A 23,435-nucleotide genomic window follows, 5' to 3' on the forward strand; every position below is an offset into this window, starting at 1 on the left:
CCGGTCATGACCCTCCTGATCGCTGTCGTCGTGGCCGCCGTCGTGGCCGTCGCCGTGGTGCTGACCGTGGTGGCGGTCGCGACGGGCTCGGGCCGTCGCCCCGGACGCCGGCCCACGAGCGGCGCCGCCGACGGCGGCGGCGACGTCGGTCCCTTCCCCCACGAGACCCGTGGTGACTCGGGCGGCGGCTGGTTCGGGGGCGGGTCCGACGGCGGCGGCTCGGACGGCGGGGGAGGCGGCGGCGACGGTGGCGGTGGCGACGGTGGCGGTGGCGGTGGCGGCGGTGGCGGCGACTAGCCTCCGAGGGTGCGGGTAGGACTCACCGGCGGCGTCGGTTCGGGCAAGAGCACCGTCTCGGCGATCCTGGCCGAGCTCGGGGCGGTGATCATCGACGCCGACGTGCTGGCCCGCGAGGTGGTCGAGCGCGGCACCCCCGGCCTCGAGCAGGTCGTCGCGGCCTTCGGGCCCGAGTTGCTCACCGCCGACGGCGACCTCGACCGGCCACGGATGGGCGCACTCGTCTTCGGCGACCCCGACAAGCGGAGGCTGCTCGAGTCGATCGTGCACCCGCTGGTCTTCGAGCGCTACGCCGCCCTGGAGGCCGCCGCCGGTCCCGACGACCTCGTGGTGCACGACATCCCGCTGCTCGCCGAGTCGGGCCGGGCGGGCGAGGACGGCGGCTTCGACGCCGTGGTGGTGGTCGACGTCCCCGACGAGCTCCGGATCGAGCGGATGCTGCGCGACCGCGGCTGGACCCGCGCGGACGCCGAGTCGCGGATCGCCGCGCAGGCCACCCGCGAGGAGCGCCTGGCCGTCGCGACCCACGTCATCGACAACAGCGGCACCCTCGACGAGCTCCGCGCGCGGGTCGAGGCGGTCCACGCCGAGCTCACCGCCCGTTGAGCGGGCCGTCGAGCGGCTCGCTGCGGGGGCGGGTGCTCGTCCTGGTCGGCATCGTCGTCCTGGCCCTCAACCTGCGGCCGGCGGCGGTCAGCGTCGGACCGGTGCTCGACGACGTCCGCGGCGGCCTCGGGATGTCGGGCACCGAGGCCGGCATCCTGACCGCCCTGCCCGTGGTCGCCTTCGCGCTCTTCGGCGCCCTGGCCCCGCGGATGGCCGAGCGGCTCGGCACGCACCGGCTGACCGCGCTGGCCCTCGGCTGCGTCGGCGTCGGACTCCTCGCCCGCAGCCTGGTCGACGACGTCGTCGTCTTCCTCCTGCTCTCGCTGCTGGCCCTGGCCGGGATGGCCACCGCGAACGTCGTCCTCCCGTCGCTGGTCAAGCAGCACTTCCCGGAGCGGGTCGGCACCCTGACCGCGGTCTACTCGACCGCGCTCGCCGTCGGCATCACCGGCTCCTCGATCCTCACCGTCCCGATCAGCGAGTCCGCCGGCGGGCCCGACGGCTGGCGCACCGGGCTGGCGGCCTGGTCGGTGCTGGCCGGCATCGCGCTGCTGCCCTGGCTGGCGCTGCTGAGCCGCGACCGCCACCGCCCACCTCTCGTGGCGGGCGAGCGCATCCCGCTGCTCGCCGTGGGTCGCACCCGGCTCGGCCGGCTGATGGCGGCGCTGTTCGCGCTGCAGTCGCTCCAGGCCTACGCGGTCTTCGGCTGGTTCGCCGACGTCTACCGCGAGGCCGGCTTCTCGAGCGGGTCGGCGGGCCTGCTGCTCGGCGTCATCACCGGCACCAGCATCCCGCTGTCGTTCCTGATCCCCTCGCTCGCCGGCCGGATGACCAACGTCGCACCGCTCGTGCTCGCCCTCGGTGCCTGCTACCCGGTGGGCTACCTCGGGTTGATCCTCGCCCCGAGCGACGGTGCGGTCGTGTGGGCGCTGTTCGTCGGCACCGGCACCTCCACGTTCCCGCTCGTGCTCACCCTGATCGGCCTGCGCGCCCGGACGGAGGCGGGCACGGCGTCGCTGTCGGCCTACACCCAGTCGGTCGGCTACCTGTTCTCCGCCGTCGGCCCGTTCGGCGTCGGCGTGCTGCACGACGTCAGCGGAAGCTGGACGCTGCCGCTGGTCGTGCTGACCGTGCTGGTCGTCCCGCTGGTCCTCTGCGGCCTGGCGGTCTCCCGCCCGGCCCACCTGGAGGACGAGCTCGCCGCGCGCGCGCCGTGACCGGGAATGACGCCGGCCCGCCGCAGGGATCTACGGCGGGCCGGCGGACGACGGTGGTGCGGGTGCTACGGGTGGTACGGGGTGCTGCGGGTCAGGCGGCGAGGTCGGGGTCGCCCAGGCGGCGCAGCTTCTGCAGCGCCTCCCGCTCGAGCTGGCGGACCCGCTCGGCGGAGATGCCGTGCTTGGCGCCGATGTCGGCCAGCTTGTGCTGGCGGCCGTCGGTGAGGCCGTAGCGGGAGCGGATGATGTCGGCCGCCCGCTCGTCCAGCGAGCCGACCAGCGTGTTGAGCCGGTCGCGGGACTCGACGTCGAGCACCGTCAGGTCGGGGGACGGGGAGGTCTCCTGGGCCATCAGGTCACCCAGCGAGGTGTCGCCGTCCTCGTCGACGGGCGTGTCGAGGCTGACGTGCTCACGGCCCCACGCCATCAGGTCGAGGACCCGCTCGACGGTGAGGCCGAGCTCGACGGCGATCTCGGCCGGCTCCGGGTCACGACCGAGCTGGCGCTCGAGCGTGCGGCGCGCGCCGCCGACCTGGTTCAGCTCCTCCACGACGTGCACGGGGAGCCGGACGACGCGGGCCTGCTGGGCGATGCCGCGGGTGATCGCCTGCCGCACCCACCAGGTGGCGTAGGTGGAGAACTTGTAGCCCTTGGTGTAGTCGAACTTCTCGACCGCACGGATCAGGCCGGTGTTGCCCTCCTGGATCAGGTCGAGCATCGGCATCTGTGCCCGCCCGTACTTGCGGGCGATCGAGACGACCAGCCGCAGGTTGGCGGTGATGAACGTGTCGACGGCCTTGCGGCCCTCCTCGGCGAGCCACTCGAGCTCCTCCTGGGAGGCCCGCATGGGGGCGCCGCCCTTGCGACGCCCGACCCGTCCCTCGGCCAGGAGGGCCTCGGCCATCAGGCCGGCCTCGATGGTCTTGGACAGCTCGACCTCCATGGCGGCGTCCAGCAGCGGGTTGCGGGCGATCTCGTCGAGGTAGAGGCCGACGCTGTCGCGGCCTTCGATCTCGCGCGAGACTCCGCCGGTCTTGGTTGCGGTCCGAGCTGCCATGGGGGACCCTCCTTCGATTCTGCGGCCGACCTTGCGACCACGTCTTGACCAACGTTCGCGGGGGGAGGTGGATTCCCACCTCACCCCGAAGGCTCGATAGGCCTTCGTCATCAAGGACGTACCGGATCGGTGCAGAGTTGCCATCCGCGGCAAGTCTCAGGGACTTCTCAGGGCGCCGGGTGAAACGTTCAGATAGAGGGCGTTCCCGGGGCGGTCTCGAGGCCCTCGGCGAGGCCCATCGTGTCCAGGATCCACGCCAGGGTGAAGGCACGGTCCTTCCAGGCCTGGTAGCGCCCGCTGACGCCCCCGTGGCCGGCGGCCATCTCCACGCGGAGCAGCACGTCGGGCTCGACCGCCCGCTCGCGCAGCCGGGCCACCCACTTCGCGGGCTCCACGTAGAGCACCCGGGTGTCCTGGAACGACGTCTCGGCGAGGATCCGCGGGTAGCGCTGGGCGCTGACGTTGTCGTAGGGCGCGTACGCCGCGATCGTCGCGTAGGCGTCCGGGTCGTCCTCCGGGTTGCCCCACTCGTCGTACTCGGTGACCGTCAGCGGCAGGGTCGCGTCCAGCATCGTCGTCAGGTTGTCGACGAAGGGCACCCCGGCCACCAGGCCGGCGAACGCCTCCGGGGCCTGGTTGGCGACCGCGCCGATGAGCAGGCCGCCGGCGCTCGCGCCCTCCCCGACGAGCCGGTCGGCCGTCGTCCAGCCCTCGGCGACGAGGTGCCGGGCGCAGGCGGCGAAGTCGGCGAAGGTGTTCTGCTTCTGGTCGAGCTTGCCGGTGTCGTACCAGCGGCGGCCCATCTCGCCGCCGCCGCGCACGTGCGCGATCGCGAACGCCGCGCCGCGGTCGAGCAGCGAGAGGCGGGCGATGGAGAAGGCCGGGTCGATCGAGGTCTCGTAGGCGCCGTAGGCGTACAGGTGCAGCGGCACCGGACGGCCCGCGGCCCGGACGTCGCGGCGCACGACCAGCGAGATCGGCACCGGCTCGCCGTCCTCGGCGGTGGCCCAGAGCCGGTGCTCCTCGTAGTCGGCCGGGTCGTAGCCGCCGAGCACGGGCGCGCGCTTGAGCAGCGTCAGCTCGCGGGTGCGCACGTCGTAGTCGTAGACCGACGAGGGCACCGCCATCGTCACGTAGCCGAGGCGGACGGTGGGCTGCTCGAAGCGCGGGTTGCCGCCGGAGCCGACGGTGTAGACCTCGTGGTCGAACTCGACGAGGTAGTCGTCGGACACGCCGAGGCCGTCCGCGGACCCGCCGAGCTCGAGGATCCGCAGCTGGGTGAGCCCGTTGCTGCGCTGGTGGACGACGAGGTGCCCGGCGAAGGCGTCGACGTCCTCGAGCCGGACGGCGGGGTCGTGGGCGACGAGCGGCACCCAGCCCTCGCGGGGTGTCGGCTCGGGCGGTGCCACGGCGAGCTCGAAGTCGGGCCCGGCCGCGTTGTGGAGCACCAGGAACCGGTCCTCGCCCGCGAGCACGGCGTGCTCGACGGAGTACTCCACGCCCTCGACCCGCGGCGAGAAGCAGCGGAAGCCGAGCTCGGGAGCGTCGGCGTCGAGCACGTGGTACTCCGACGTCGTCTTCGAGCCGCTGGCGATCACGAGGAAGCGGTCGCTGCGGGTGCGGCCGCAGCCGACCCAGAAGCGGCCGTCGGTCTCGTGGAAGACCAGCTCGTCGGCGTCCTGGGCGGTGCCGAGGCGGTGCCGCCAGATCTTGTCGGCGCGCCAGGCGTCGTCGACGGTCGTGTAGTAGAGGTGCTCGCCGGCGCGGTCCCAGGTGGCGCCGCCGAGCGCGCCCTCGATGACGTCGTCGAGCAGGTCGCCGGTGCCGACGTCCTTGACGCGGATCGTGTAGCGCTCGTCGCCGACGACGTCGGTGGCGTAGGCCAGCAGCCGGCTGTCGGGGCTCATCGCCGACCCGCCGAGCGAGAAGAACTCGTGGCCCTCGGCCAGGGCGTCGAGGTCGAGCAGCACCTCCTCGCCGGGCAGGGCCGGCTGGTCGGGCGCGGCGTCCTCGGCGGGCTGCGGCGGGGTCCAGTCGTCGGGGCCGGTGACCGGCACGCGGCACGACGCGCCGTACTCGCGGCCCTCGAAGGACCGGCCGTAGTACCAGTGCGCGCGGCCGCGGGTCGGCACCGACAGGTCGGTCTCGCGGGTGCGGGCCTTGATCTCGCCGAAGAGCCGGTCGCGCAGGTCGGCCAGGTGGGCGGTGCGGTCGGCGGTGAAGGCGTTCTCGGCCTCCAGGTGCGCGACGACCTCGGCCGAGTCCTTGGCGCGCAGCCAGTCGTAGTCGTCGACCCGGGTGTGGCCGTGGTGCTCGGTGGTGACCGGGCGGCGCGGGGCCACCGGTGGGGCCGCGGCGGAGGCGGGTGGCACGGGCGGGGCGTCGGGCATGTCGGGAACGGTAGCCAAGTGGCAGAGTCGCGGCGTGAGCGACCTGACCCTGCACCACGACGCCGCCCGCAGCACCGAGGCCCTGGTGCGCCGGCTCCAGCACCGCCGGTTCCTCCACGAGCACGCCGACCTCGACGCGGCGCACGGCGCCGCGACCGCCTTCGTCGAGCGCACCGCCGGGCGTGGCCGCCTGCTCGAGGTGCGCGACGGCGACGCGCACGCCGGCGAGCTGTGGGTGCTCTCGCGCGGCGACGAGCTCGCCGTCGTCGACCTCGCCCTGGTGCGGGCCCAGGACGCCGTCGCCACCCGCCTCCTGCTCGAGGAGCTCGCGCGCGCCGAGTCGGTCGCACGGCTGACCGTGACGGTCTCGCCCGGCGACCCGGTCGCGACCGCGCTCGTCGCGGGCGGCGGGTTCGAGCTCGCGGCGACCCAGATGCTGCTCGACCTCGACCACCGGCTCCCGGCCGAGCCGGACGTCGTCCTCGAGCCGATGGACGAGGCCACCTTCGCCCGGTGGGAGGCCGACGAGCTCGAGAACTACGCCCGGGAGCGGGCCCGGGCGGGGGAGTCGCCCGAGCGGGCGCGCGAGGTCTCGCGCCAGCAGCACGCCGAGCTGCTCCCCGACGGCGTCGACAGCGAGCACCACCACTTCTTCGTCGGCCGGGCGGCGGGCGAGGACGGCCGGCCGACGGTCGGCACGCTGTGGTTGAGCACCGAGCGGCCGATGGCCTTCGTCTACGACGTCGCCGTCCACGAGGAGCGCCGCCGCCGCGGTCACGGCGCCGGGTTGATGCGCGCCGGCGCGCTCTGGGCCCGCGAGCGGGGCGCGCACGCCCTGGGCCTGAACGTCTTCGGCCACAACCACGCCGCCCGGGCGCTCTACGACCGGCTCGGCTACCACGTGACCGAGGAGTTCCTGGGCAAGCGGCTGTGACCGTCGACCTCAACGCGGACCTCGGCGAGGAGGTCACCGACGACGCCGCCCTGCTCGCCGTCGTCACCAGCGCGAACGTCGCCTGCGGCTACCACGCCGGCACCGGTGCGATCATGCGCGCGGTCTGCGCGCAGGCCGCCGAGCGCGGCGTCGCGGTCGGCGCCCAGGTGTCCTACGCCGACCGGGCCGGGTTCGGGCGGGTGGCGCTCGACGTCCCCGGCGCGGTGCTGCGCGAGCAGGTGGCCGACCAGGTCGGCGTCCTGACCGCGATCGCCCGGGCCGCCGGCACCGACGTCCGCTACCTCAAGGCGCACGGCGCGCTCTACCACCGCACGATGGACGACGAGGAGCAGGCGGCCGCGGTCCTGGCCGGCTCCGGCGACCTGCCGGTGCTGGGGATGCCGGGCGTGCTGCTCGACCGGGCGGCGGCGTCCGGGCGGCGGGTCGTGCTCGAGGGCTTCCCCGACCGGGGGTACGGCTCCGACGGGCGGCTGCTGCCGCGCGACCGCCCCGGCGCCCTGGTCACCGACGCCGCCACCATCGCGGCGCGGGCCGTCGAGCTCGCCGACCCGCCGGCACCCGGGCGGCCGGTGGCCTCGGTCTGCGTCCACGGCGACAGCCCGGACGCCGTGGCCCACGCCGTGGCCTGCCGCACCGCGCTCGAGGCGGCCGGGCACACGCTGGCGCCGTTCGCCTGAGCCTGGACACCGACGTCCCGGGTCGACATCGTGGAGGTCATGCGTCGCACCCTCGGAACCCTCGCCGCCCTGCTCCTCGCCGTCGGGCTCGTCCCCGGCTCGACCTCGTCCTCGGTGGGGGCCGAGCCGGGCTCCGACCCCGCCCGCACCCGGTGGAAGCCGGTGCCCGTCGACACCGACCAGCAGCTGCGCGGCCTCGACGCCGTCAGCGGCCGGGTCGCGTGGGTCGGCGGGAGCGAGGGCGGGGTGTGGCGCACCACGGACGCCGGCGCGACCTGGCAGGACGTCAGCCCGCCCGGCGCCGACGGGCTGCTGTTCCGCGACATCGAGGCCGCCGACGCCCGGACGGCGCTGGCGATGACCATCGGCGAGGGACGCGACAGCCGGATCTACCGCACCGACGACGCCGGCCGCACCTGGACGAGGACCTTCGTCAACCGCGACCCGAGGGCGTTCTACGACTGCCTGGCGATGTGGCCCGGCGACCGTCGCGGGCTGGCCATGAGCGACCCGGTCAACGGCCGGTTCCGCATCCTGTCGACCACCGACGGCGGCCGCTCGTGGCGGGTGCTGCCGCGGGCCGGGATGCCGCGGGCCGAGGGCGAGTTCGGCTTCGCCGCCAGCGGCACCTGCCTGGTGACGGCCGGGCGGCACCGCGCCTACCTCGCCTCCGGCGGCGCCCGCGCCCGGGTGTTCGCGACGCGCGACGACGGCCGCACGTGGCGGGCGACCGACTCGACCCTGCCGGCGTCCGAGGCCGGGGGCGTCTTCTCGCTGGCCTTCCGCGGCCGCGGCGTCGGGGTCGCCGTCGGCGGCGACTTCGAGCTCGAGGACGACGGCGTCGACCGGGCGGCCCTCACCCGCGACGGCGGTCGCACCTGGACCAACGCCGGCGACCTCTCGGGCTACCGCAGCGGCGTCGACTTCTGGCGCTCGTGGGTCGTCGCGGTCGGGCCGGGCGGCGTGGACGTCTCCCGCGACCGCGGCCGCACGTGGAAGCCGTTCCGGGCCGGCCCGGCGGGCGGGTACGACAGCGTCCAGTGCGTGCCGGCCGCCTGCTGGGCCTCGGGACCGGCCGGCCAGGTCGCGCGCCTCGTCGTCCGGACCGGGCAGCCGGCCTAGACCACCGGGCGTCGTCGTCCACAGGGTGTGGCCGATCCTGTGGACGACGGGACGGGTGTGGTGGAGAGACCGTCGTTTCCTGTGGATGACCCCGGGGGGCACCGGTGGGTGGGAGATCGGTTGGCCCGAGCCCCTTGCGGCAGGCGGTCGCCCCCCGTAGAACTCTCCCTACCGAAGCCGAGGGAACCCGCGAGGGGGATCGGAGCGACGGGGATCGGCAGGCACGAAGACCCACCCCGCGAGGCAGCTCGCGGCGTCGGACCGGTGACGGGGACGGCGGGGTCGGAGGGTCCGCAGGTCGCCCGGCACGTCACCTCGCCAGGCACCCCGAGGGCCTCGTGGAGCTCATACCTACACGAGGCCCTCACCCATCTCCCTCCATCCCGGCGCCCCCTCGCGGAGCGCGCCCGCCGGCGGTCCCGGCCCGCCGGTGCCGCGGGGGTCGCCGCGTCGGGAACACTTCCCCCATGCCGCCCTCCCTGCTCCCGGTCGGACCGACCGCGCTGCTGGCCGAGGTCGCCGACGCCGGGCAGGCCCTGTCGCTGGCCCTCTTCGCCCGCGCCGCGGCCGTGCCCGCGCTCGAGGTGGTCCCGGCCGCGGCCACGGTGCTCTTCGACGGCCTCGCCGGGCCCGACGACGTGGCCGCGGTGCACCGCCTGGTCGCGGACTGGTCGCCGGCCGTGCCCGTGGCGGAGGGCGACCTGGTCGAGCTGCCGACGACCTACGACGGCGCCGACCTCGACGACGTGGCCGAGCGGTGGGGCACCGACCGCGACGGCGTGGTCGCGCGACACGCGGGGACGACGTTCGTCGCGGCGTTCTGCGGCTTCGCGCCCGGCTTCGCCTACCTCGACGGGCTGCCGGCCGACCTGGCCGTGCCCCGGCTCGACACGCCCCGGACCCGGGTGCCGGCGGGCTCGGTGGGGCTGGCCGGCGCCTGGTGCGGCGTCTACCCGACCGGCTCGCCCGGGGGCTGGCGGCTCCTCGGCCGCACCGACGCCGTGCTGTGGGACCCCGCGCGGGCCGGCGACCGGGAGGGCCGGGGGCGCGGACCGGCGCTGCTCGCACCGGGCACCCGGGTGAGGTTCGTGCCGGCGTGAGCACGTGGGAGGTCCTCGACGTCGGCGGGCTGGTCACCGTGCAGGACGCCGGCCGCCCGGGCCTGGCCCACCTCGGCGTCCCGCGGGCGGGCTGGCTCGACGCTCCTGCGGCCCGGCACGCGCACCGGCTGGTCGGCAACGACGACCGGCCGGTGGCGCAGGCGCTGCTCGAGGTCACCCTGGGCGGTCTCCGGCTCCGGTCGACGGCGTCGCGCTGGGTCGCGGTGACCGGGGCCGCGTGCCCGGTCAGCGTCGACGGGGCGGCCCGCGGCCACGGACGGCCCGAGTGGCTCCCGGCGGGCGCCGAGCTGCGGCTGGGCCCGGCCACGGCCGGGGTCCGCTCCTACCTCGCCGTCGCCGGTGGCCTGGACGTCGAGCCGGTGCTCGGCTCCCGCTCGACCGACACCCTCGCCTGGGTCGGCCCGCCGGTCGTCGCGGCGGGCACGGTGCTCGCGCTGGGCGAGCCGGTGGGGTCGCCGGTGCCGGTCGACGTCCCGGCCGTGGTGCGGCCCGGCCCGCTGCGGGTCCGCCCCGGGCCGCGGGCGGACTGGTTCGCCGCCGACGCCCTCGACCGGCTCTGCGCGACGTCGTACGTCGCCGGCCCGGCCTCCGACCGGGTGGGTCTCCGGCTCGAGGCGGGCACCGCGCTGGAGCGGGTCCGTCCCGGCGAGCTGGCCAGCGAGGGCATGGTGCTCGGTGCCGTCCAGGTCCCGCCGGACGGCCGTCCGGTGGTGCTGCTCGCCGACCACCCGACGACCGGGGGCTACCCGGTCCTCGCGGTCGTCGAGCGCGACGACCTGGCCCGCTGCGCGCAGGTGCGACCGGGCGGTGCGGTGCGCTTCGTAAGGGTGCCCTAAGTTGGTCCGGTGCCAGAGACCGGGTGGGGCGTCGTGCGCCGTGCGCTGCGCCGCAACCGGCGGCTGCTGAGCCCGTACGTCGCGCTGCTCGTCTCCTGGCAGGTCTGCGAGGCGCTGGTGCCGGTGGTGATCGGCCTGACCATCGACCACGGCGTCGCGACCGGCGACGGGTCGGCCTTCCTGGCCTGGGCGGCCGGGCTGTGCGTGCTGTTCGCGGTGCTCAGCTACAGCTACCGGTTCGGGGCGCGGTTCGGGGTGCGCGCCATCGAGGGCGAGGTCCACGAGCTCCGCTCGGAGGTCGCCGCGCACGCGCTCGACGCCCGCGGCCTGCGCACCGACCGACTCGCCGGTGAGACGCTGTCGTTGGCGACGTCCGACGCCGAGGAGGTGGGCTACGCGCTGCGGATGGCCGGCTACGCGGCCGGCTCGATCGTCGCGGTCGGCATCGCCGCGGTCGTCCTGCTGCGCACCGACCTGCTGCTCGGCCTGGTGATCCTCGGCGGCCTGCCGCTGTGCCTGGCCGTGACCCAGGTGGCCACGCCGCGGATCGGGCGCCGCAGCCGGGTCCAGCAGGAGCGCGCGGCCACCTCGGCCGGGCTCGCCGTCGACCTGGTGCGTGGGCTGCGGGTGCTCCAGGGCATCGGCGGGCAGTCGGCCGGGGCGGCCCGCTACCGCGTGGCCAGCGGCGAGACCCGCGACGCCGCGGTGCGCGTCGCCGGGGCCCGCGCCGCGCTGGCGGGCCTGGCGCAGGTGCTCAGCGGCCTGTTCCTCGCCGTGGTCACCCTCCTCGCCGGCCGGCTGGCGCTCGAGGGCGAGATCTCGGTGGGTGAGCTGATCGCCATCGTCGGGCTCACCCAGTTCCTCGCCGAGCCGATCGCGATCCTGGCCGACATGAGCGCCCAGCTCGCCTCCGCCGTCGCCTCGGGCCGGCGCATCGTCGACTTCCTCGCCTCGCCGCACCTCCCGGCCGGTGCCGCCGACCCGGCCGGCGCGACGTCCCACGGCGCGACCCGGGGGACCACGCTGAGCCTGGCCGGCGTCGCCCACGGCTCGCTGCGCGGGCTCGACCTGCACTCGCCGCCGGGTGAGCTCCTCGGCGTCGCCGTGGCCGACCCGGCCGACGCGCAGGCGCTGGTGCGGCTGCTGGGCGGCGACGCGCACCCCGACGACGTCGTCGGCGACGTCTGCCTGGGCGGCACGCCGCTGGGCGACCTCGAGGTCGGCGTGCGACGGGGCACGCTGGTCGTGGTGCCGCACCGCGTCGACCTGTTCGAGGGCACCCTGCGCAGCAACGTCGACCCCTGGGGCCGCCTCGACGACGACGCCCTGGACCGGGTGCTGCTCGCCTCGGCCGCCGACGAGGTCCTCGCGCTGCGGCCCGGCGGGCTCGACGAGCCCGTCTCGGCCTCGGCGACCACCTACTCCGGCGGGCAGCGCCAGCGCGTCGCGGTCGCCCGCGCCCTCGCCGCCGACGCCCCGGTGCTGGTGCTGCACGACCCCACCACCGCCGTCGACCCCGTCACCGAGCAGCGCGTCGCGGCCGGCATCCACGACCTGCGCGGCCCCGCGGCCGGTGACCTCACCACCTGGCTGGTCACGTGCAGCCCCACCCTGCTCGCGCGCACCGACCGGGTCGTCCTGGTCCGTGGCGGTCGCGTGGTGCTGGAGGGCACCCACCACGACCTGCTGGCCCACGAGAGCTACCGGGAGACGGTGCTCCGATGAGGTCGCGATGATCCTGCCGATCGCCCCGGCGCGGGAGTCCTGGCGGGTCTCGCGCGGCTACCTGGGCCGCCACCGCGGCGTCCTGACGCTGGCCGCGCTGGCCTTCGCCGTCGTCGGCCTGGCCCAGCTGGGCGGACCCTGGTTGATGGGTCGCACCGTCGACGCCGTCCTCGACGACTCCGGTGGCTCGGGGCCCTCGACCATCGCCCGGTACGCCGTCGGCATCGCGGTCGCCGGGCTGTTGGTCGGCCTGGCCACCTGGGCGGCCGAGTCGCTGCTGGCGCGCGCCGTCCAGCCCGCCCTCGCGGCGCTGCGCGAGGACGTCGTCGACCGGGCCCTGCACCTCGACCACGGCGTCGTCGAGGACGCCGGCGTCGGCGACGTCGTCAGCCGGGTCGGTGACGACGTCCGTGCGATCAGCCGCTCCCTGGAGCTGGTGGTGCCCACCGTCGTCGGGTCGGCGATCGCGGTGCTGTTCACCGTGGCCGGGCTGGTCGCCCTCGACTGGCGGCTCGGCCTCGCCGGCCTCGTGGCCGGGCCGGCGTACTGGCTCTCGCTGCGCTGGTACCTGCCGCGCTCGGGCCCCTACTACCAGCGCGAGCGGGTCGCCCAGGGGGAGCGGGCCGAGGCCCTGGTCACCGGGTTCCAGGGCGCCGCGACCCTGCGCGCCTACGGGCTGCAGGACCGGCAGGTCGGCCGGATCCGGGATGCGTCGTGGGCGGCGGTCCAGATCACCCTCGACGTCTTCGGCCTCCTGATGCGCTTCGGCGCGCGCAACAACCGGGCCGAGCTGGTGGGCCTGCTCGCGGTGCTCGGCACCGGCTTCCTGCTGGTGCGCTCGGAGGCGGCCACCGTCGGTGAGGTCACCGCGGCGGCGCTGTTCTTCCACCGCCTCTTCAACCCCATCGGCGCGCTGATCTTCCTCTTCGACGAGGTGCAGTCGGCCGGGGCGTCGCTGACCCGGCTGGTCGGCGTCGTGCTGGTGCCGCGTGCGGCGGAGCCGGCCGAGACCGCCCTCGAGCCGGGGCCGCTCACCGTGCGCGGGCTCAGCCACTCCTACGTCGCCGACCACCCGGTGGTGCGCGACGTCGACCTCACCGTGGCGCCCGGGGAGCGGGTCGCGCTCGTCGGTGCCAGCGGCGCCGGCAAGACGACCCTCGGGGCCGTGGCGGCCGGCGTCCTCGACCCGACGCGCGGCGAGGTCCGGGTGTCCGGGACGCCGCTCGCCGAGATCGGGCGGACCCGGCTGCGTCGGTGCGTGGCGCTGGTCAGCCAGGAGGTGCACGACTTCTCCGCCACCCTGCGCGACGCCGTCCTGCTCGCCGACCCCGGCGCCGACGACGAGCAGGTCCGCGCCGCCCTGGAGACGGTGCTGGCGTGGGGCTGGGTCGCGGCCCTGCCCGACGGGCTCGACACGGTGGTCGGCGAGCACGGCCACGCCCTGACCCCCACCCAGTCGCAGCAGGTCGCGCTGGCCCGCGTGGCCCTCCTCGACCCGTGGTTCGTCGTCCTCGACGAGGCCACCGCCGAGGCCGGGTCGGCCGGTGCCCGCGAGCTGGAGACGGCCGCGCTCGCCGTCACCGAGGGCCGCGGGGCCCTCGTGATCGCGCACCGGCTCAGCCAGGCCGTGGTCGCCGACCGGGTGCTGGTGATGGACGACGGCCGCATCGTCGAGCAGGGCACCCACGAGGAGCTGGTCGCCGCCGGCGGCCGGTACGCCGACCTGTGGTCGGCGTGGTCGGGCTGAGCCCGCCTGCGCTCACACCCGCTTGATCAGCTCGACCGAGGCCTCGACCGGCTCGAAGCCCATCAGCTCGTTGATGGAGACCATGTGGTCGTTGGTCTCGGCGTTCTGGGTGACGATCCGGCGCATCTCGGGGTGCGCCTCCTGCACGGTGCGCAGGTTGGCCGCCTTGACGGCGAGGCCGAGGCGTCGGCCGCGGTGCTCGCGGTGCACGAAGGTGCCCCACTGGGAGGCGTCCGTGCGCCCGCCGGCCGGCGGGACCGAGATGGTCGACTGCGCCGCGACGGTGCCGTCGGGGGCGATCGCGACGGTCTCGTAGATCCGGCGTCCGGCCGCGACGAGCGAGCGCTGGTTCTCGCGGTACCGCTCGGGGGTGATCAGCTCCTCCTCCCACTCGGCCTCGCCTGTGGGCGCGTCGACCGCCAGCTGGCCCAGCAGCACGCACAGCGACGGGACGAGGTCGTCGGGCACCTCGTCGAGGTAGGTCTCGAGGCGGTAGCCGTCGTGGCGGGGGGCGGCCTGCCCGGCCCAGGCCTCCAGGTCGCGGGTGGGGACCGGCAGCCGGAGGTGGCGCACGACCTCGACGTTGGAGAGCGTGAAGCCCGCCGCCTCGGCGAAGCGTCGCGCGCGGTGGCTGGCGACCTCGTCGAAGGGCAGCTTCACCTCGGCGAGCAGCTCCGTGCGGCCCTCGGCGACCGCGAGCGCGCACACGGCGTCGAGCATCTCCCGTCCCAGCCCGCGCCCCTGGTCGGCGGGCTCGACGGCCACGCCGAGCCAGCACTTGTCGGTGTTGTCGAGCAGCGGCATGAAGAGCACGGCCACGGCGACCACCCGGCCGTCCTCGGTGCCGTCGAGGAGGACCGCCCTCTCACCCGGGTCGGGGAGCTGCCACACGGCCGCCATCTCCGGCCACGACCAGTGCGGCATGTCCTCGCGACCGACCAGCACCGCCCGCCGCTCGAGGTCGAAGCACGCGCGCAGGGCGAGGTCGCTGGTCACGTCGACGGGTGAGATCTGCACGGGTCGACGCTACGGCGCGACGGGCTCCTCGGTCACCGGGTTATCGGGCAGCCACAGCCGCAGCGCCGCGTCGTCGACGGCGAAGGACCGCACCGGACCGGGGGGAGTCTCGGCGGTCTCGAACCGGACCGTGACGACGCCGCGCCCCGACCCCCACACCCAGCCCCGGCCCATCTCGTCGTGGACGACGTCGAGGCCGGGTGCGTAGACGACCCGGCGGGTGCTCGGTGCCTCGGGCAGGTCGAGCGGCTCGGGCTCGTCCTCGGTCTCGCCGAACAGGTCGTCCTGGATCCAGTCGGCCAGGCCGGAGACCCCGACGCCGAGCAGCCGCACGCCGCCGGAGGTGTCGAGGTCGGTGAGCAGCCGGCGCGCCAGCCGGGCGACCACGGCGGTGCTGTCGGTCGGCTCGGGCAGCGTGGTGGAGCGGCCGAGCGTGGTGAAGTCGTGCAGGCGCACCTTGATGGTCACCGTGCGCCCGGCGAGCCCGTGCTTGCGCAGCCGCGTCGCGACCTCGCCGGCCTGCCGGGTGAGCAGGCCCTCCATCAGCCTGCGGTCGGTGAGGTCGGTCTCGTAGGTGCCCTCCGAGCTGACCGACTTGGCCTCGCGCTCGGCCACGACCGGCCGGTCGTCGCGGGCCCGGGCGAGGGAGTGCAGCCCGGCGCCGTGGGCCTTGCCGACCAGGCCGACCAGGTCGTCGAGGCCGGTCGCCTCGATGTCGGCGACGGTGAGGATCCCGGCCCGGCGCAGCCGCTCGGCCGTCGCCGGACCGACGCCGGGGATGACGGTCGCGCTCATCGGGCGCAGCAGGTCGCGCTCGGTGCCGGGCGGGACGACGGTCAGCCCGTCGGGCTTGTCGAGCTCGCTGGCGACCTTGGCGATGAACTTCGACGTGCCGATGCCCACCGACGCCGTCAGCCCGCCGGTGACCTCGGCGACCCGCTCGCGCAGCCGCTCGGCGTAGGTCGTCACGCTGGCGACGCCGAGGTCGGGCAGCTCGGCGGGGTCGGCCTGCGCGAGGTCGACGAACGCCTCGTCGAGCGAGAGCGGCTCCACGAGCGGGGAGACCGAGCGCAGCAGCGTCATCACCTGGTGGCTGGCCTCGCGGTAGGCGTGGAAGCGGCCGGACAGGAAGGCCGCGTGCCCGCACCGCGAGCGCGCCTCCCGGGTCGACATGGCCGAGCGGACGCCGAAGACCCGGGCCTCGTAGGACGCCGTCGCGACCACGCCCCGCCCGCCGGTGCCGCCGACGACGACCGGCTTGCCGCGCAGCGACGGCTTGTCGCGCTGCTCGACGGAGGCGAAGAAGGCGTCCAGGTCCAGGTGGAGGACCGAGGCCGTGTTCCGCACGCCGCCGAAACTACCTCCGCCGGACCGGCGCGGTGCGGGGCAGGTACTAGGACCACCGGACATCTGGGAACCGCGACCCCCGCGGGCCTTGACTGAGGTCGTCGAGAGGGACGGCCCGCGGCCGTCCGCCACCCACCGAAGGAGCTCCCATGACCAGTAAGATTCGCACGGCCACCGCGACGGCCGCCGTCACCGCCGCCCTCCTCACCCCGCTCGTGGCGGGGTCGCCGGCGCACGCCGGGGACGACGACGACCGGGTGGAGCGCACCGGCACGTGCTCCGACGGCGCGCGGTGGAAGATGAAGGCCCAGCAGGACGACGGCCGGATCGAGGTCGAGGCCGAGGTGGACAGCAACCAGGCCGGCCAGCGCTGGACCTGGACGCTGCGCCACGACGGCGGTCGGGCGGCGAGCGGCGCCTCCCGCACCACGGCCCGCAGCGGCTCGTTCGAGGTCGAGCGGAAGGTCGTCGACCAGCCCGGCCAGGACACGTTCGTCCTCCGCGCCCGCCACGCCGGCCAGCGGTGCGTGGCCCGGGTCACCTACTGAGGCGTCATGATCGTCGGGACATGACGCGACTCGCCGGCACGGTGCGGAGCCCGGTGGCCCAGTTCCTGGCCGCCGGGCTCCTCGTGCTGGTGGTGCTGCTGGTCGTGACGAACGCCCTCGCCGGCCGCGCGGCGCGCGAGGAGGCGCTCTCCGACGCCGGCGCCACCACCGAGGTGCTGGCCCGGTCGGTCGCCGAGCGCTCGCTCCCGCGCGGTCTCGTCACCGGTGAGCCCGGGGCCGTCGACCGCTTCGACCACCAGGTGCGGACCCGGCTGGTCACCGACCAGGTGCGGCGGGTGAAGATCTGGAACCGCGAGGGTCGGATCGTGTGGTCCGACGAGGCCCGGCTGTTCGGTGAGGACTTCGCCCTCGACGAGGAGGAGCTCGACGTGCTCGACCACGGTGGCACCGACGCCGAGGTCTCCGACCTCGCCGAGCCCGAGAACCGCTACGAGCGCGACGGCGGGAGCCTGGTCGAGGTCTACACGCGCATCGAGTCGCCCGAGGGCGAGCCGCTGCTGTTCGAGGCCTACTTCGACGCCGACGAGATCCAGGAGCGCCAGGCCGAGCTCGTCGCGCCCTTCCGCACGATCACGGTCGGCTCCCTGCTCCTGGTGCTCGTGCTGGCCACGTCGCTGCTGTGGGTGCTGACCCGGCGCCTGACCCGGGCCGCCGTCGAGCGCGAGCGGTTGCTGGTCGCGGCCGCCGACGCATCCGACGCCGAGCGCCGCCGGATCGCACGCGACCTGCACGACGGCGTCGTCCAGGACCTGGCCGGGACGTCGTTCGCCCTGTCGGCCCTGGCCCGGCGCCCGGGGGACCCGGCCGAGCGCGAGCAGCTGCTGGACGCGACGACGAGCCTGCGGTCGAGCATGCGGAGCCTGCGCTCCCTGCTCGTCGAGATCCACCCGCCCGGGCTGGGCGCCGACGACCTGGAGGCCGCGCTGCACGACCTGACCGCCGGCGCCGCGGACCTCGGCGTCGAGGTCGCGATCTCCGTCGCGGGCCTCGGTGGCGTCCCCGACGACACCGTGGCCCTCGTCTGGCGGGTCGCGCAGGAGGCCACCCGCAACGCGCTGCGCCACGCACGGGCCCGGCGCCTCGAGGTCACCGTCGTCCGCCCCGGCGCCGAGGTGGTGCTGACCGTCAGCGACGACGGCGTCGGCTTCGACCCCGCCGCGGCCGGTGACGGGTCGTTCGGCCTGCGGGGGCTGGCGAGCCTGGCCCGCGACCACGGCGGTCGCCTCGACGTCGTGTCCTCGGTCGGGTCGGGCACGACGGTGCGTCTCGAGGTGGGCGCGTGAGCGGGCCCACGCCAGGGCGCGCGGTCCGGGTCGTGCTGGTCGACGACCACGCGGTGGTCCGGGGCGGGCTCGCGCAGCTGCTCGGCGCCGTCGACGACATCGACGTCGTCGGTCAGGCCGCGACCGGCGCCGAGGCGCTCGTGGTGGTCGCGGACGTCGCGCCCGACGTCGTGGTGATGGACCTGCAGATGCCCGACGTCGACGGCGTCACCGCGACGCGCCGGATCCTCGCCGAGCACCCCGTCACCCAGGTGCTGGTGCTGACGTCGTACTCCGACGCCGAGCGCATCGTCGCCGCGCTCGACGCCGGCGCCGTCGGCTACCTGCTCAAGGACGCCGATCCCGACGACCTCATCGAGGGCGTGCGTGCCGTCAGCCGGGGGGAGTCCCCGATCCACCCGCGGGCCGCACGGTCCCTGCTCACCGCCCGCGCGCAGGGCCCGGGCCGGGCGGGACGCGTCGAGCTCACCCCCCGGGAGACCGAGGTGCTCGCGCTCGTGCGCGACGGCCTGGCCAACAAGCAGGTCGCCCGACGCCTCGGCATCACCGAGCGGACCGTCAAGGCCCACCTGACCTCGGCCTTCGCCCGGATCGGCGTCCAGGACCGGACCCAGGCGGCCCTCTGGGCCGAGCGCAACGACCTGGGATGACCACGTCCGCGGGCGACGGCCTGTGGAGGAGCCCGTCGTCCACAGGGCCGCGTCGGCCCGGCGCGCGCCGGCGGGCCCGGGAGGGACCGTGGCCCATGACCCCGAAGCCCTCGCAGCCCGCGACTCCCTCCACCGGCGCCACCCGCACCACCCTCACCGCCCGCACCCCCGAGGACCTGCTGGCGGCCGCCGCCGTCGTCCTCGGGTTCTGGCCGACCGAGTCGGTGGTGCTGCTGACGCTCGACGCCCGGCACCGCTTCCACGCACGCGTCGACCTGCCCCCACCCGACGACCCGGTCGCGCTGGCCGAGGTGGCCGACTCGCTGCTGCGTCCCGCCACCCGTCACGGGGCCGGCCGGGTCGTCCTGCTGGTCTACACCGACGACGCCCGGGCGGCCGCCGCGGCGTGGACGGCGCTGCGCGAGGCCTTCGCGCGCAGCCCGGTGGTGGTCGTGGAGGCGGTGCGGGTGGCGGCGGCGCGCTGGTACCCGCTGCTCGCCCGCGACCCGGCCCTCCGCACGGCGGGGGTCGCCTACAGCACCGACGCGCTGGCCACGCACCCGTTCCTGGCGCACGCCGTCCTCGACGGCCGGGTCACGCACGGGTCGCGCGGCGACCTGGCCGCCACGCTCGCGCCCGACCCGGCCGGCGTCGCGGCGGTCGCGGCCCTGCTCGCCCCGGCCCACGACGACCCGGCCCACGACGACCCGTCCGGCGACGACCCGGCCGAGGACGCGTGGGCCGAGGTGCTGGTCCGCACCCACCTCGACGCCGGCACCTGCTGCAGCGACCCCGAGGCCGCCCGGCTGCTCCGGGGGATGCGGTCGCGCCGGGTGCGCGACGCGGCGTGGTCCGGGATCGCCCCCGGGCGGGCGCGGGCGGCCGTCGTCCTGCTGAGCGACCTGGTGCGACGCAGCCCCCCGCACCTGCGCTCCGCCCCCGCCGCGCTGCTCGGCTGGGCCGCCTGGCAGGCCGGCGACGGAGCGCTCGCGTGGTGCGCCGTCGACCGGTGTCGCGAGGTCGACCCCGGCTGCACGCTGGCCGACCTGGTGGCCGAGGCGCTCGAGCGCGCGGTCCCGCCGACGGCCTGGTCGGCGACGGCGCGCGACCCCGGCCGCGCGGAGGGCCTGGACTCGGCCTGAGCAGGCGGCGCGGATGGCTCTATTGTCTGGCCATGGGCGAAGAGGTCGACCTCCAGGAGTTCACCCCCGCGGACCGCACCCGGCACCGCGAGAAGGTGCGTCGGTGCCTCGACGTCTTCGCACGGATGCTGCGCGAGGCGGCGTTCGACACCGACGACCCGATGACCGGGCTCGAGGTCGAGCTCAACCTCGTCGACGAGGTCGGCGACCCGGCGCTGCGCAACGCCGAGGCGCTGGCCGCGATCGCCGACCCCGACTTCCAGACCGAGCTCGGGCAGTTCAACATCGAGATCAACGTGCCGCCCGCCAAGCTGCGCGAGGGCGGCCTGGAGACCTTCGAGGAGAACCTCCGGCGCAGCCTGAACGACGCCGAGGAGAAGTCGGCCGCGGTCGGCGCGCACCTGGTGATGATCGGCGTGCTGCCGACGCTGGCCGAGGGCCACATGGGCATGCACAGCATCAGCGCCAACCCGCGCTACAAGCTGCTCAGCGAGCAGATCCTGCACGCGCGCGGCGAGGACCTGATCATCTCGGTCAAGGGCGGCAGCGGCGCCGGCGCGGAGTCGCTCGAGACGACGTCCGACTCGATCGTCCCCGAGGCCGCCTGCACCAGCACGCAGCTGCACGTGCAGACCTCGCCGGACCAGTTCGCGGCGTACTGGAACGCCTCCCAGGCGATCTCGGCCATCCAGCTCGCGGTCGGCGCCAACTCGCCGTACCTGCTCGGCCGGCAGCTGTGGCGCGAGACCCGGATCCCGCTCTTCGAGCAGGCCACCGACACCCGCGGCGAGGAGCTCAAGGCCCAGGGAGTCCGGCCCCGCGTCTGGTTCGGGGAGCGCTGGGTGACCTCGGTCTTCGACCTCTTCGAGGAGAACGTGCGCTGGTTCTCGGCGCTGCTGCCGATCACCGACGAGGAGGACCCGCTCGCCGTCCTCGAGTCCGGCGGCACGCCGTCGCTGTCCGAGCTGCGGCTCCACAACGGCACCATCTACCGCTGGAACCGGCCCGTCTACGACATCAACAACGGCGTGCCGCACCTGCGCGTCGAGAACCGGGTCCTCGCCGCCGGCCCCACGGTCGCCGACACGATGGCCAACGCCGCGCTGTACTTCGGCCTGGTCCGCGCGCTCGCGGAGAGCGAGCGGCCGCTGTGGTCGCAGATGTCGTTCAGCGCCGCCGAGGAGAACTTCCACGTCGCCGCCCAGCACGGCATCGACGCCCAGGTCTACTGGCCCGGCGTCGGCCAGGTGCCGGCGACCGAGCTGGTGCTGCGCCGGCTGCTGCCGCTGGCCCACGAGGGGCTCGCGTCGTGGGGCGTCGAGACCGAGACCGCCGACCGGCTCCTCGGGATCATCGAGCAGCGCTGCCTGCTGCGCACCAACGGCGCGGAGTGGTTCGTCGACGCGATGCGCGCGCGGGCGACGTCGGGCGGCGACCGGTTCGACGACCTCCGGGCGACGCTGCTGGAGTACCGCGAGCGGATGCACACCAACGAGCCGGTGCACACCTGGTCGTGAGGCTCACGCGCCCGGGTGGCCGGCCCGCCGGGCGTCGGCGGCCCGCAGGCGCGACCAGCTGCGACCGACGCCGGTCGACGGGTCGCGCCAGCTGCGGCGGGTGACGACGACCATCGGCAGCGGCCGGTCGAGCTCGGCGGCCGCACCCCTGGCCGCGGCCAGCCAGGCGAGGTCGACGTCGAGGGCCTGGACCGGTCCGCAGCGGGCCAGCCACACCACCGGGGCGGTGCCGGGGCGCTCGACCGCGCGCAGCATGGCCTCGAGGACGTCGGTGCGCAGCGCGTGGTCGAGCCGGCCCACCCGCCGGTCGAGCTCGACCGCGGTCGACACCGCACCCGGGACGCCGACGTGCACGCTGGGCGGGTAGGCCCGCCGGGGCTCGTGGAGCACCTGGTGGACGACGGCGCGCCGCAGCTGCTCGCGCAGGTCGCGGGGGACCGGCTCGAGGATCGCGCTGGCGGTCGGCGGCAGCATCGGGCCAGCGTTCCACGGCGACGACACGTCCACCGGCGCCCTCCACAGGTGCCGCGAGGGCCGCGGGCGGTATAGCCTGCCCGACATGTCGACCGTGGTCGTGGGATACGTGCCCAAGCCCGAGGGCGAAGCTGCCCTCGACAAGGCCATCGAGGAGGCGCGGCTGCGGGGCTCCGACCTCGTCGTCGTCCACTCCTACCGGGCGCAGGGCGACGAGGGGGAGCCGGACCTCGTCGGCGCGCGCGCCAAGCTCGACGCGTCCGGCGTCGCCTACGACCTGCGCCAGCTCGTCCGCGGGCTGGAGGCCTCCGAGGACCTCGTCAGCGTGGCGGCGTCCAGCGACGCCGACCTGATCGTCATCGGGCTGCGCCGCCGCACGCCGGTCGGCAAGCTGATCCTCGGGTCCAACGCCCAGCGGGTGCTGCTCGACGCGCACTGCCCCGTGCTCGCCGTCAAGGCCTGACCTGGACGTCCCGGGCTCCGACCCCTGGTTGGCAGCCGAGCTCGCGCGGCTGCTGCGCTTCGGCGTCGGTGCCCGCCACCGCGACGGCGGCTTCGGCTGGCTCGACGACGACGGCGTCCTCGACCCCGACCGGCCCCGGGCGCTGTGGATCACCGCCCGGATGACCCACGTCCACGCACTGGCGACCCTGCTCGACGTCCCGGGCGCGGCCGCGCTTGCCGACCACGGGCTCGCGGCCCTGGCCGGCGTCTTCCACGACGACGCGCACGGCGGCTGGTGGGCCGGCCTGGACGCCGCCGGGGCGCCGACGACGCGGGACAAGACCGCCTACGAGCACGCGTTCGTCGTGCTGGCGGCGTCCTCGGCCGAGGCGGCCGGGCGTCCCGGCGCCGGCGAGGTGCTGGACGAGGCGCTCGAGGTCCTCGACCGCTTCGTCGACCACGAGCACGCGATGGTGGCCGAGCAGTGGGACGAGGGCTTCGAGCGCCTCGACGACTACCGGGGCCTGAACGCGACCATGCACGGGGTGGAGGCGCTGCTCGCCGCCGCCGACGTCCGTGGCGACGCCGTCCTGCGCGACCTGGCGACGCGGATCACCACCGCCGTCGTCCGCGACCTCGCTCCGGCCCACGCGTGGCTGCTCCCCGAGCACTTCACGCCGGCGTGGGAGCCGGTGCTCGACCACCACCGCGACCAGCCCGCCCACCCGTTCCGCCCCTACGGCGCCACCCTGGGCCACTCCTTCGAGTGGGCCCGGCTCGCGCTCCAGGTGCACGCCGGCGCCGGCCCCGACGCCGAGGCCTGGATGGTCGACCACGCGGTCGCGCTGGCCGACACCGCGACCCGGCTCGGGTGGGCGGTCGACGGGGCCGACGGTTTCGTCTACACCGTCGACTGGGACGGCACGCCGGTGGTGCGCGAGCGGATGCACTGGGTGGCCGCCGAGGCGGTCGCGGCCACGTCGGCGCTGCACCGGGCGACCGGGAACCCCCGGCACCGGGAGCGGTACGACGCCTGGTGGGCGCACGTCGAGGCCTGGTTCGTCGACCGCGACCGGGGCTCGTGGGTGCACGAGCGCTCACCGTCGGGTGGTGCGAGCACGCTCACCTGGACCGGCAAGCCCGACCTCTACCACGCCGTGCAGGCGACCTTGCTGCCCCGGCTGCCGCTCGCGCCCGCCCTCGCCGCCGCCCTGGCCGGGCGCGATGGGGGAGGATGAGCTC

Annotated in this window: 22 protein-coding genes; 17 read left to right on the forward strand and 5 right to left on the reverse strand. The window is 75.7% G+C overall.

The annotated features are described in order from the left end of the window. Positions 1 to 6: 6 nt before the first annotated feature. Genes FE634_RS20985 through FE634_RS08600 form a run of 3 tightly spaced genes read left to right on the forward strand, consistent with a single transcriptional unit; the run spans position 7 to position 2,120 of the window. The gene (locus FE634_RS20985; protein ID WP_170981423.1) at positions 7 to 297 is read left to right on the forward strand and encodes a hypothetical protein; all 291 of its coding nucleotides are present in this window, start codon (positions 7 to 9) and stop codon (positions 295 to 297) included. Positions 298 to 306: 9 nt separating this feature from the next. Further along, positions 307 to 903, forward strand: coding sequence for a dephospho-CoA kinase (coaE, locus tag FE634_RS08595; RefSeq protein ID WP_137292147.1), 597 nt, complete (start codon positions 307 to 309; stop codon positions 901 to 903). Continuing rightward, the gene (locus FE634_RS08600; protein ID WP_262347625.1) at positions 900 to 2,120 is read left to right on the forward strand and encodes an MFS transporter; all 1,221 of its coding nucleotides are present in this window, start codon (positions 900 to 902) and stop codon (positions 2,118 to 2,120) included. The genes coaE and FE634_RS08600 overlap by 4 nt, the downstream gene beginning before the upstream one ends. 91 nt (positions 2,121 to 2,211) lie before the next feature. Here the strand turns inward: FE634_RS08600 and FE634_RS08605 are convergent, their stop codons facing one another. Both FE634_RS08605 and FE634_RS08610 read right to left on the reverse strand, forming a co-directional pair. Continuing rightward, on the reverse strand, positions 2,212 to 3,177 hold the full coding sequence (locus tag FE634_RS08605; RefSeq protein WP_137292146.1) for a sigma-70 family RNA polymerase sigma factor: 966 nt from the start codon (positions 3,175 to 3,177) through the stop codon (positions 2,212 to 2,214). 188 nt (positions 3,178 to 3,365) lie between these two features. Further along, positions 3,366 to 5,567: a S9 family peptidase gene (locus FE634_RS08610; RefSeq protein WP_138875642.1), complete on the reverse strand. Its 2,202-nt coding sequence runs from the start codon at positions 5,565 to 5,567 to the stop codon at positions 3,366 to 3,368. A gap of 34 nt (positions 5,568 to 5,601) precedes the next feature. On the opposite strand from FE634_RS08610, the gene FE634_RS08615 reads away from it, so the two are divergent. From FE634_RS08615 to FE634_RS08645, 7 genes are all read left to right on the forward strand, one after another. Next, a complete protein-coding gene (locus FE634_RS08615; protein WP_170981422.1) occupies positions 5,602 to 6,501 on the forward strand; it encodes a GNAT family N-acetyltransferase in 900 nt (299 codons plus the stop codon). Then, on the forward strand, positions 6,498 to 7,199 hold the full coding sequence (locus FE634_RS08620) for a 5-oxoprolinase subunit PxpA (protein WP_138875643.1): 702 nt from the start codon (positions 6,498 to 6,500) through the stop codon (positions 7,197 to 7,199). The genes FE634_RS08615 and FE634_RS08620 overlap by 4 nt, the downstream gene beginning before the upstream one ends. Before the next feature lie 39 nt (positions 7,200 to 7,238). After that, the gene (locus tag FE634_RS08625; RefSeq protein ID WP_148240515.1) at positions 7,239 to 8,321 is read left to right on the forward strand and encodes a WD40/YVTN/BNR-like repeat-containing protein; all 1,083 of its coding nucleotides are present in this window, start codon (positions 7,239 to 7,241) and stop codon (positions 8,319 to 8,321) included. Between the two features lie 467 nt (positions 8,322 to 8,788). Continuing rightward, entirely contained in the window at positions 8,789 to 9,421 is a 633-nt protein-coding gene (locus FE634_RS08630) for a 5-oxoprolinase subunit B family protein (protein ID WP_138875646.1), read from the forward strand. Beyond that, positions 9,418 to 10,278, forward strand: coding sequence for a 5-oxoprolinase subunit C family protein (locus FE634_RS08635; RefSeq protein ID WP_138875647.1), 861 nt, complete (start codon positions 9,418 to 9,420; stop codon positions 10,276 to 10,278). Before FE634_RS08630 ends, FE634_RS08635 begins: the two co-directional genes overlap by 4 nt. Before the next feature lie 9 nt (positions 10,279 to 10,287). Next, positions 10,288 to 12,003, forward strand: a complete 1,716-nt coding sequence (locus tag FE634_RS08640; protein ID WP_138875648.1) for an ABC transporter transmembrane domain-containing protein — start codon at positions 10,288 to 10,290, stop codon at positions 12,001 to 12,003. A 7-nt stretch (positions 12,004 to 12,010) separates the two neighbouring features. Beyond that, positions 12,011 to 13,750: an ABC transporter ATP-binding protein gene (locus tag FE634_RS08645; protein WP_148240516.1), complete on the forward strand. Its 1,740-nt coding sequence runs from the start codon at positions 12,011 to 12,013 to the stop codon at positions 13,748 to 13,750. A 12-nt stretch (positions 13,751 to 13,762) separates the two neighbouring features. Here the strand turns inward: FE634_RS08645 and FE634_RS08650 are convergent, their stop codons facing one another. Both FE634_RS08650 and FE634_RS08655 read right to left on the reverse strand, forming a co-directional pair. After that, positions 13,763 to 14,767: a GNAT family N-acetyltransferase gene (locus FE634_RS08650; RefSeq protein WP_138875649.1), complete on the reverse strand. Its 1,005-nt coding sequence runs from the start codon at positions 14,765 to 14,767 to the stop codon at positions 13,763 to 13,765. A 9-nt stretch (positions 14,768 to 14,776) separates the two neighbouring features. Then, a complete protein-coding gene (locus tag FE634_RS08655; RefSeq protein ID WP_138875650.1) occupies positions 14,777 to 16,114 on the reverse strand; it encodes a DNA polymerase IV in 1,338 nt (445 codons plus the stop codon). Between the two features lie 149 nt (positions 16,115 to 16,263). On the opposite strand from FE634_RS08655, the gene FE634_RS08660 reads away from it, so the two are divergent. The 5 genes from FE634_RS08660 (at position 16,264) to FE634_RS08680 (ending at position 21,275) form a co-directional block, all read left to right on the forward strand. Continuing rightward, positions 16,264 to 16,662, forward strand: a complete 399-nt coding sequence (locus FE634_RS08660) for a hypothetical protein (protein ID WP_138875651.1) — start codon at positions 16,264 to 16,266, stop codon at positions 16,660 to 16,662. Positions 16,663 to 16,682: 20 nt separating this feature from the next. Next, positions 16,683 to 17,966 (forward strand): sensor histidine kinase, encoded by a 1,284-nt coding sequence (locus FE634_RS08665; RefSeq protein WP_138875652.1) that lies wholly within the window; start codon positions 16,683 to 16,685, stop codon positions 17,964 to 17,966. Beyond that, positions 17,963 to 18,616: a response regulator gene (locus tag FE634_RS08670; RefSeq protein ID WP_138875653.1), complete on the forward strand. Its 654-nt coding sequence runs from the start codon at positions 17,963 to 17,965 to the stop codon at positions 18,614 to 18,616. The genes FE634_RS08665 and FE634_RS08670 overlap by 4 nt, the downstream gene beginning before the upstream one ends. A gap of 95 nt (positions 18,617 to 18,711) precedes the next feature. Continuing rightward, positions 18,712 to 19,758, forward strand: a complete 1,047-nt coding sequence (locus FE634_RS08675) for a DUF4192 domain-containing protein (RefSeq protein ID WP_187366861.1) — start codon at positions 18,712 to 18,714, stop codon at positions 19,756 to 19,758. Between the two features lie 32 nt (positions 19,759 to 19,790). After that, positions 19,791 to 21,275: a glutamate--cysteine ligase family protein gene (locus FE634_RS08680; protein WP_137292132.1), complete on the forward strand. Its 1,485-nt coding sequence runs from the start codon at positions 19,791 to 19,793 to the stop codon at positions 21,273 to 21,275. Positions 21,276 to 21,278: 3 nt separating this feature from the next. Here the strand turns inward: FE634_RS08680 and FE634_RS08685 are convergent, their stop codons facing one another. Further along, positions 21,279 to 21,749, reverse strand: a complete 471-nt coding sequence (locus FE634_RS08685; protein WP_137292131.1) for a hypothetical protein — start codon at positions 21,747 to 21,749, stop codon at positions 21,279 to 21,281. An 85-nt stretch (positions 21,750 to 21,834) separates the two neighbouring features. Here FE634_RS08685 and FE634_RS08690 point away from each other — a divergent pair, with 85 nt between their 5' ends. Together FE634_RS08690 and FE634_RS08695 are read left to right on the forward strand one after the other, a co-directional pair. After that, positions 21,835 to 22,212, forward strand: coding sequence for a universal stress protein (locus tag FE634_RS08690; protein ID WP_137292130.1), 378 nt, complete (start codon positions 21,835 to 21,837; stop codon positions 22,210 to 22,212). Between the two features lie 28 nt (positions 22,213 to 22,240). Then, positions 22,241 to 23,431, forward strand: a complete 1,191-nt coding sequence (locus FE634_RS08695; protein ID WP_262347626.1) for an AGE family epimerase/isomerase — start codon at positions 22,241 to 22,243, stop codon at positions 23,429 to 23,431. Positions 23,432 to 23,435 lie beyond the last annotated feature (4 nt).

Origin of the sequence: Nocardioides sp. S-1144 (genome assembly GCF_005954645.2) — a bacterium.
Lineage (GTDB): Bacteria > Actinomycetota > Actinomycetes > Propionibacteriales > Nocardioidaceae > Nocardioides > Nocardioides dongxiaopingii.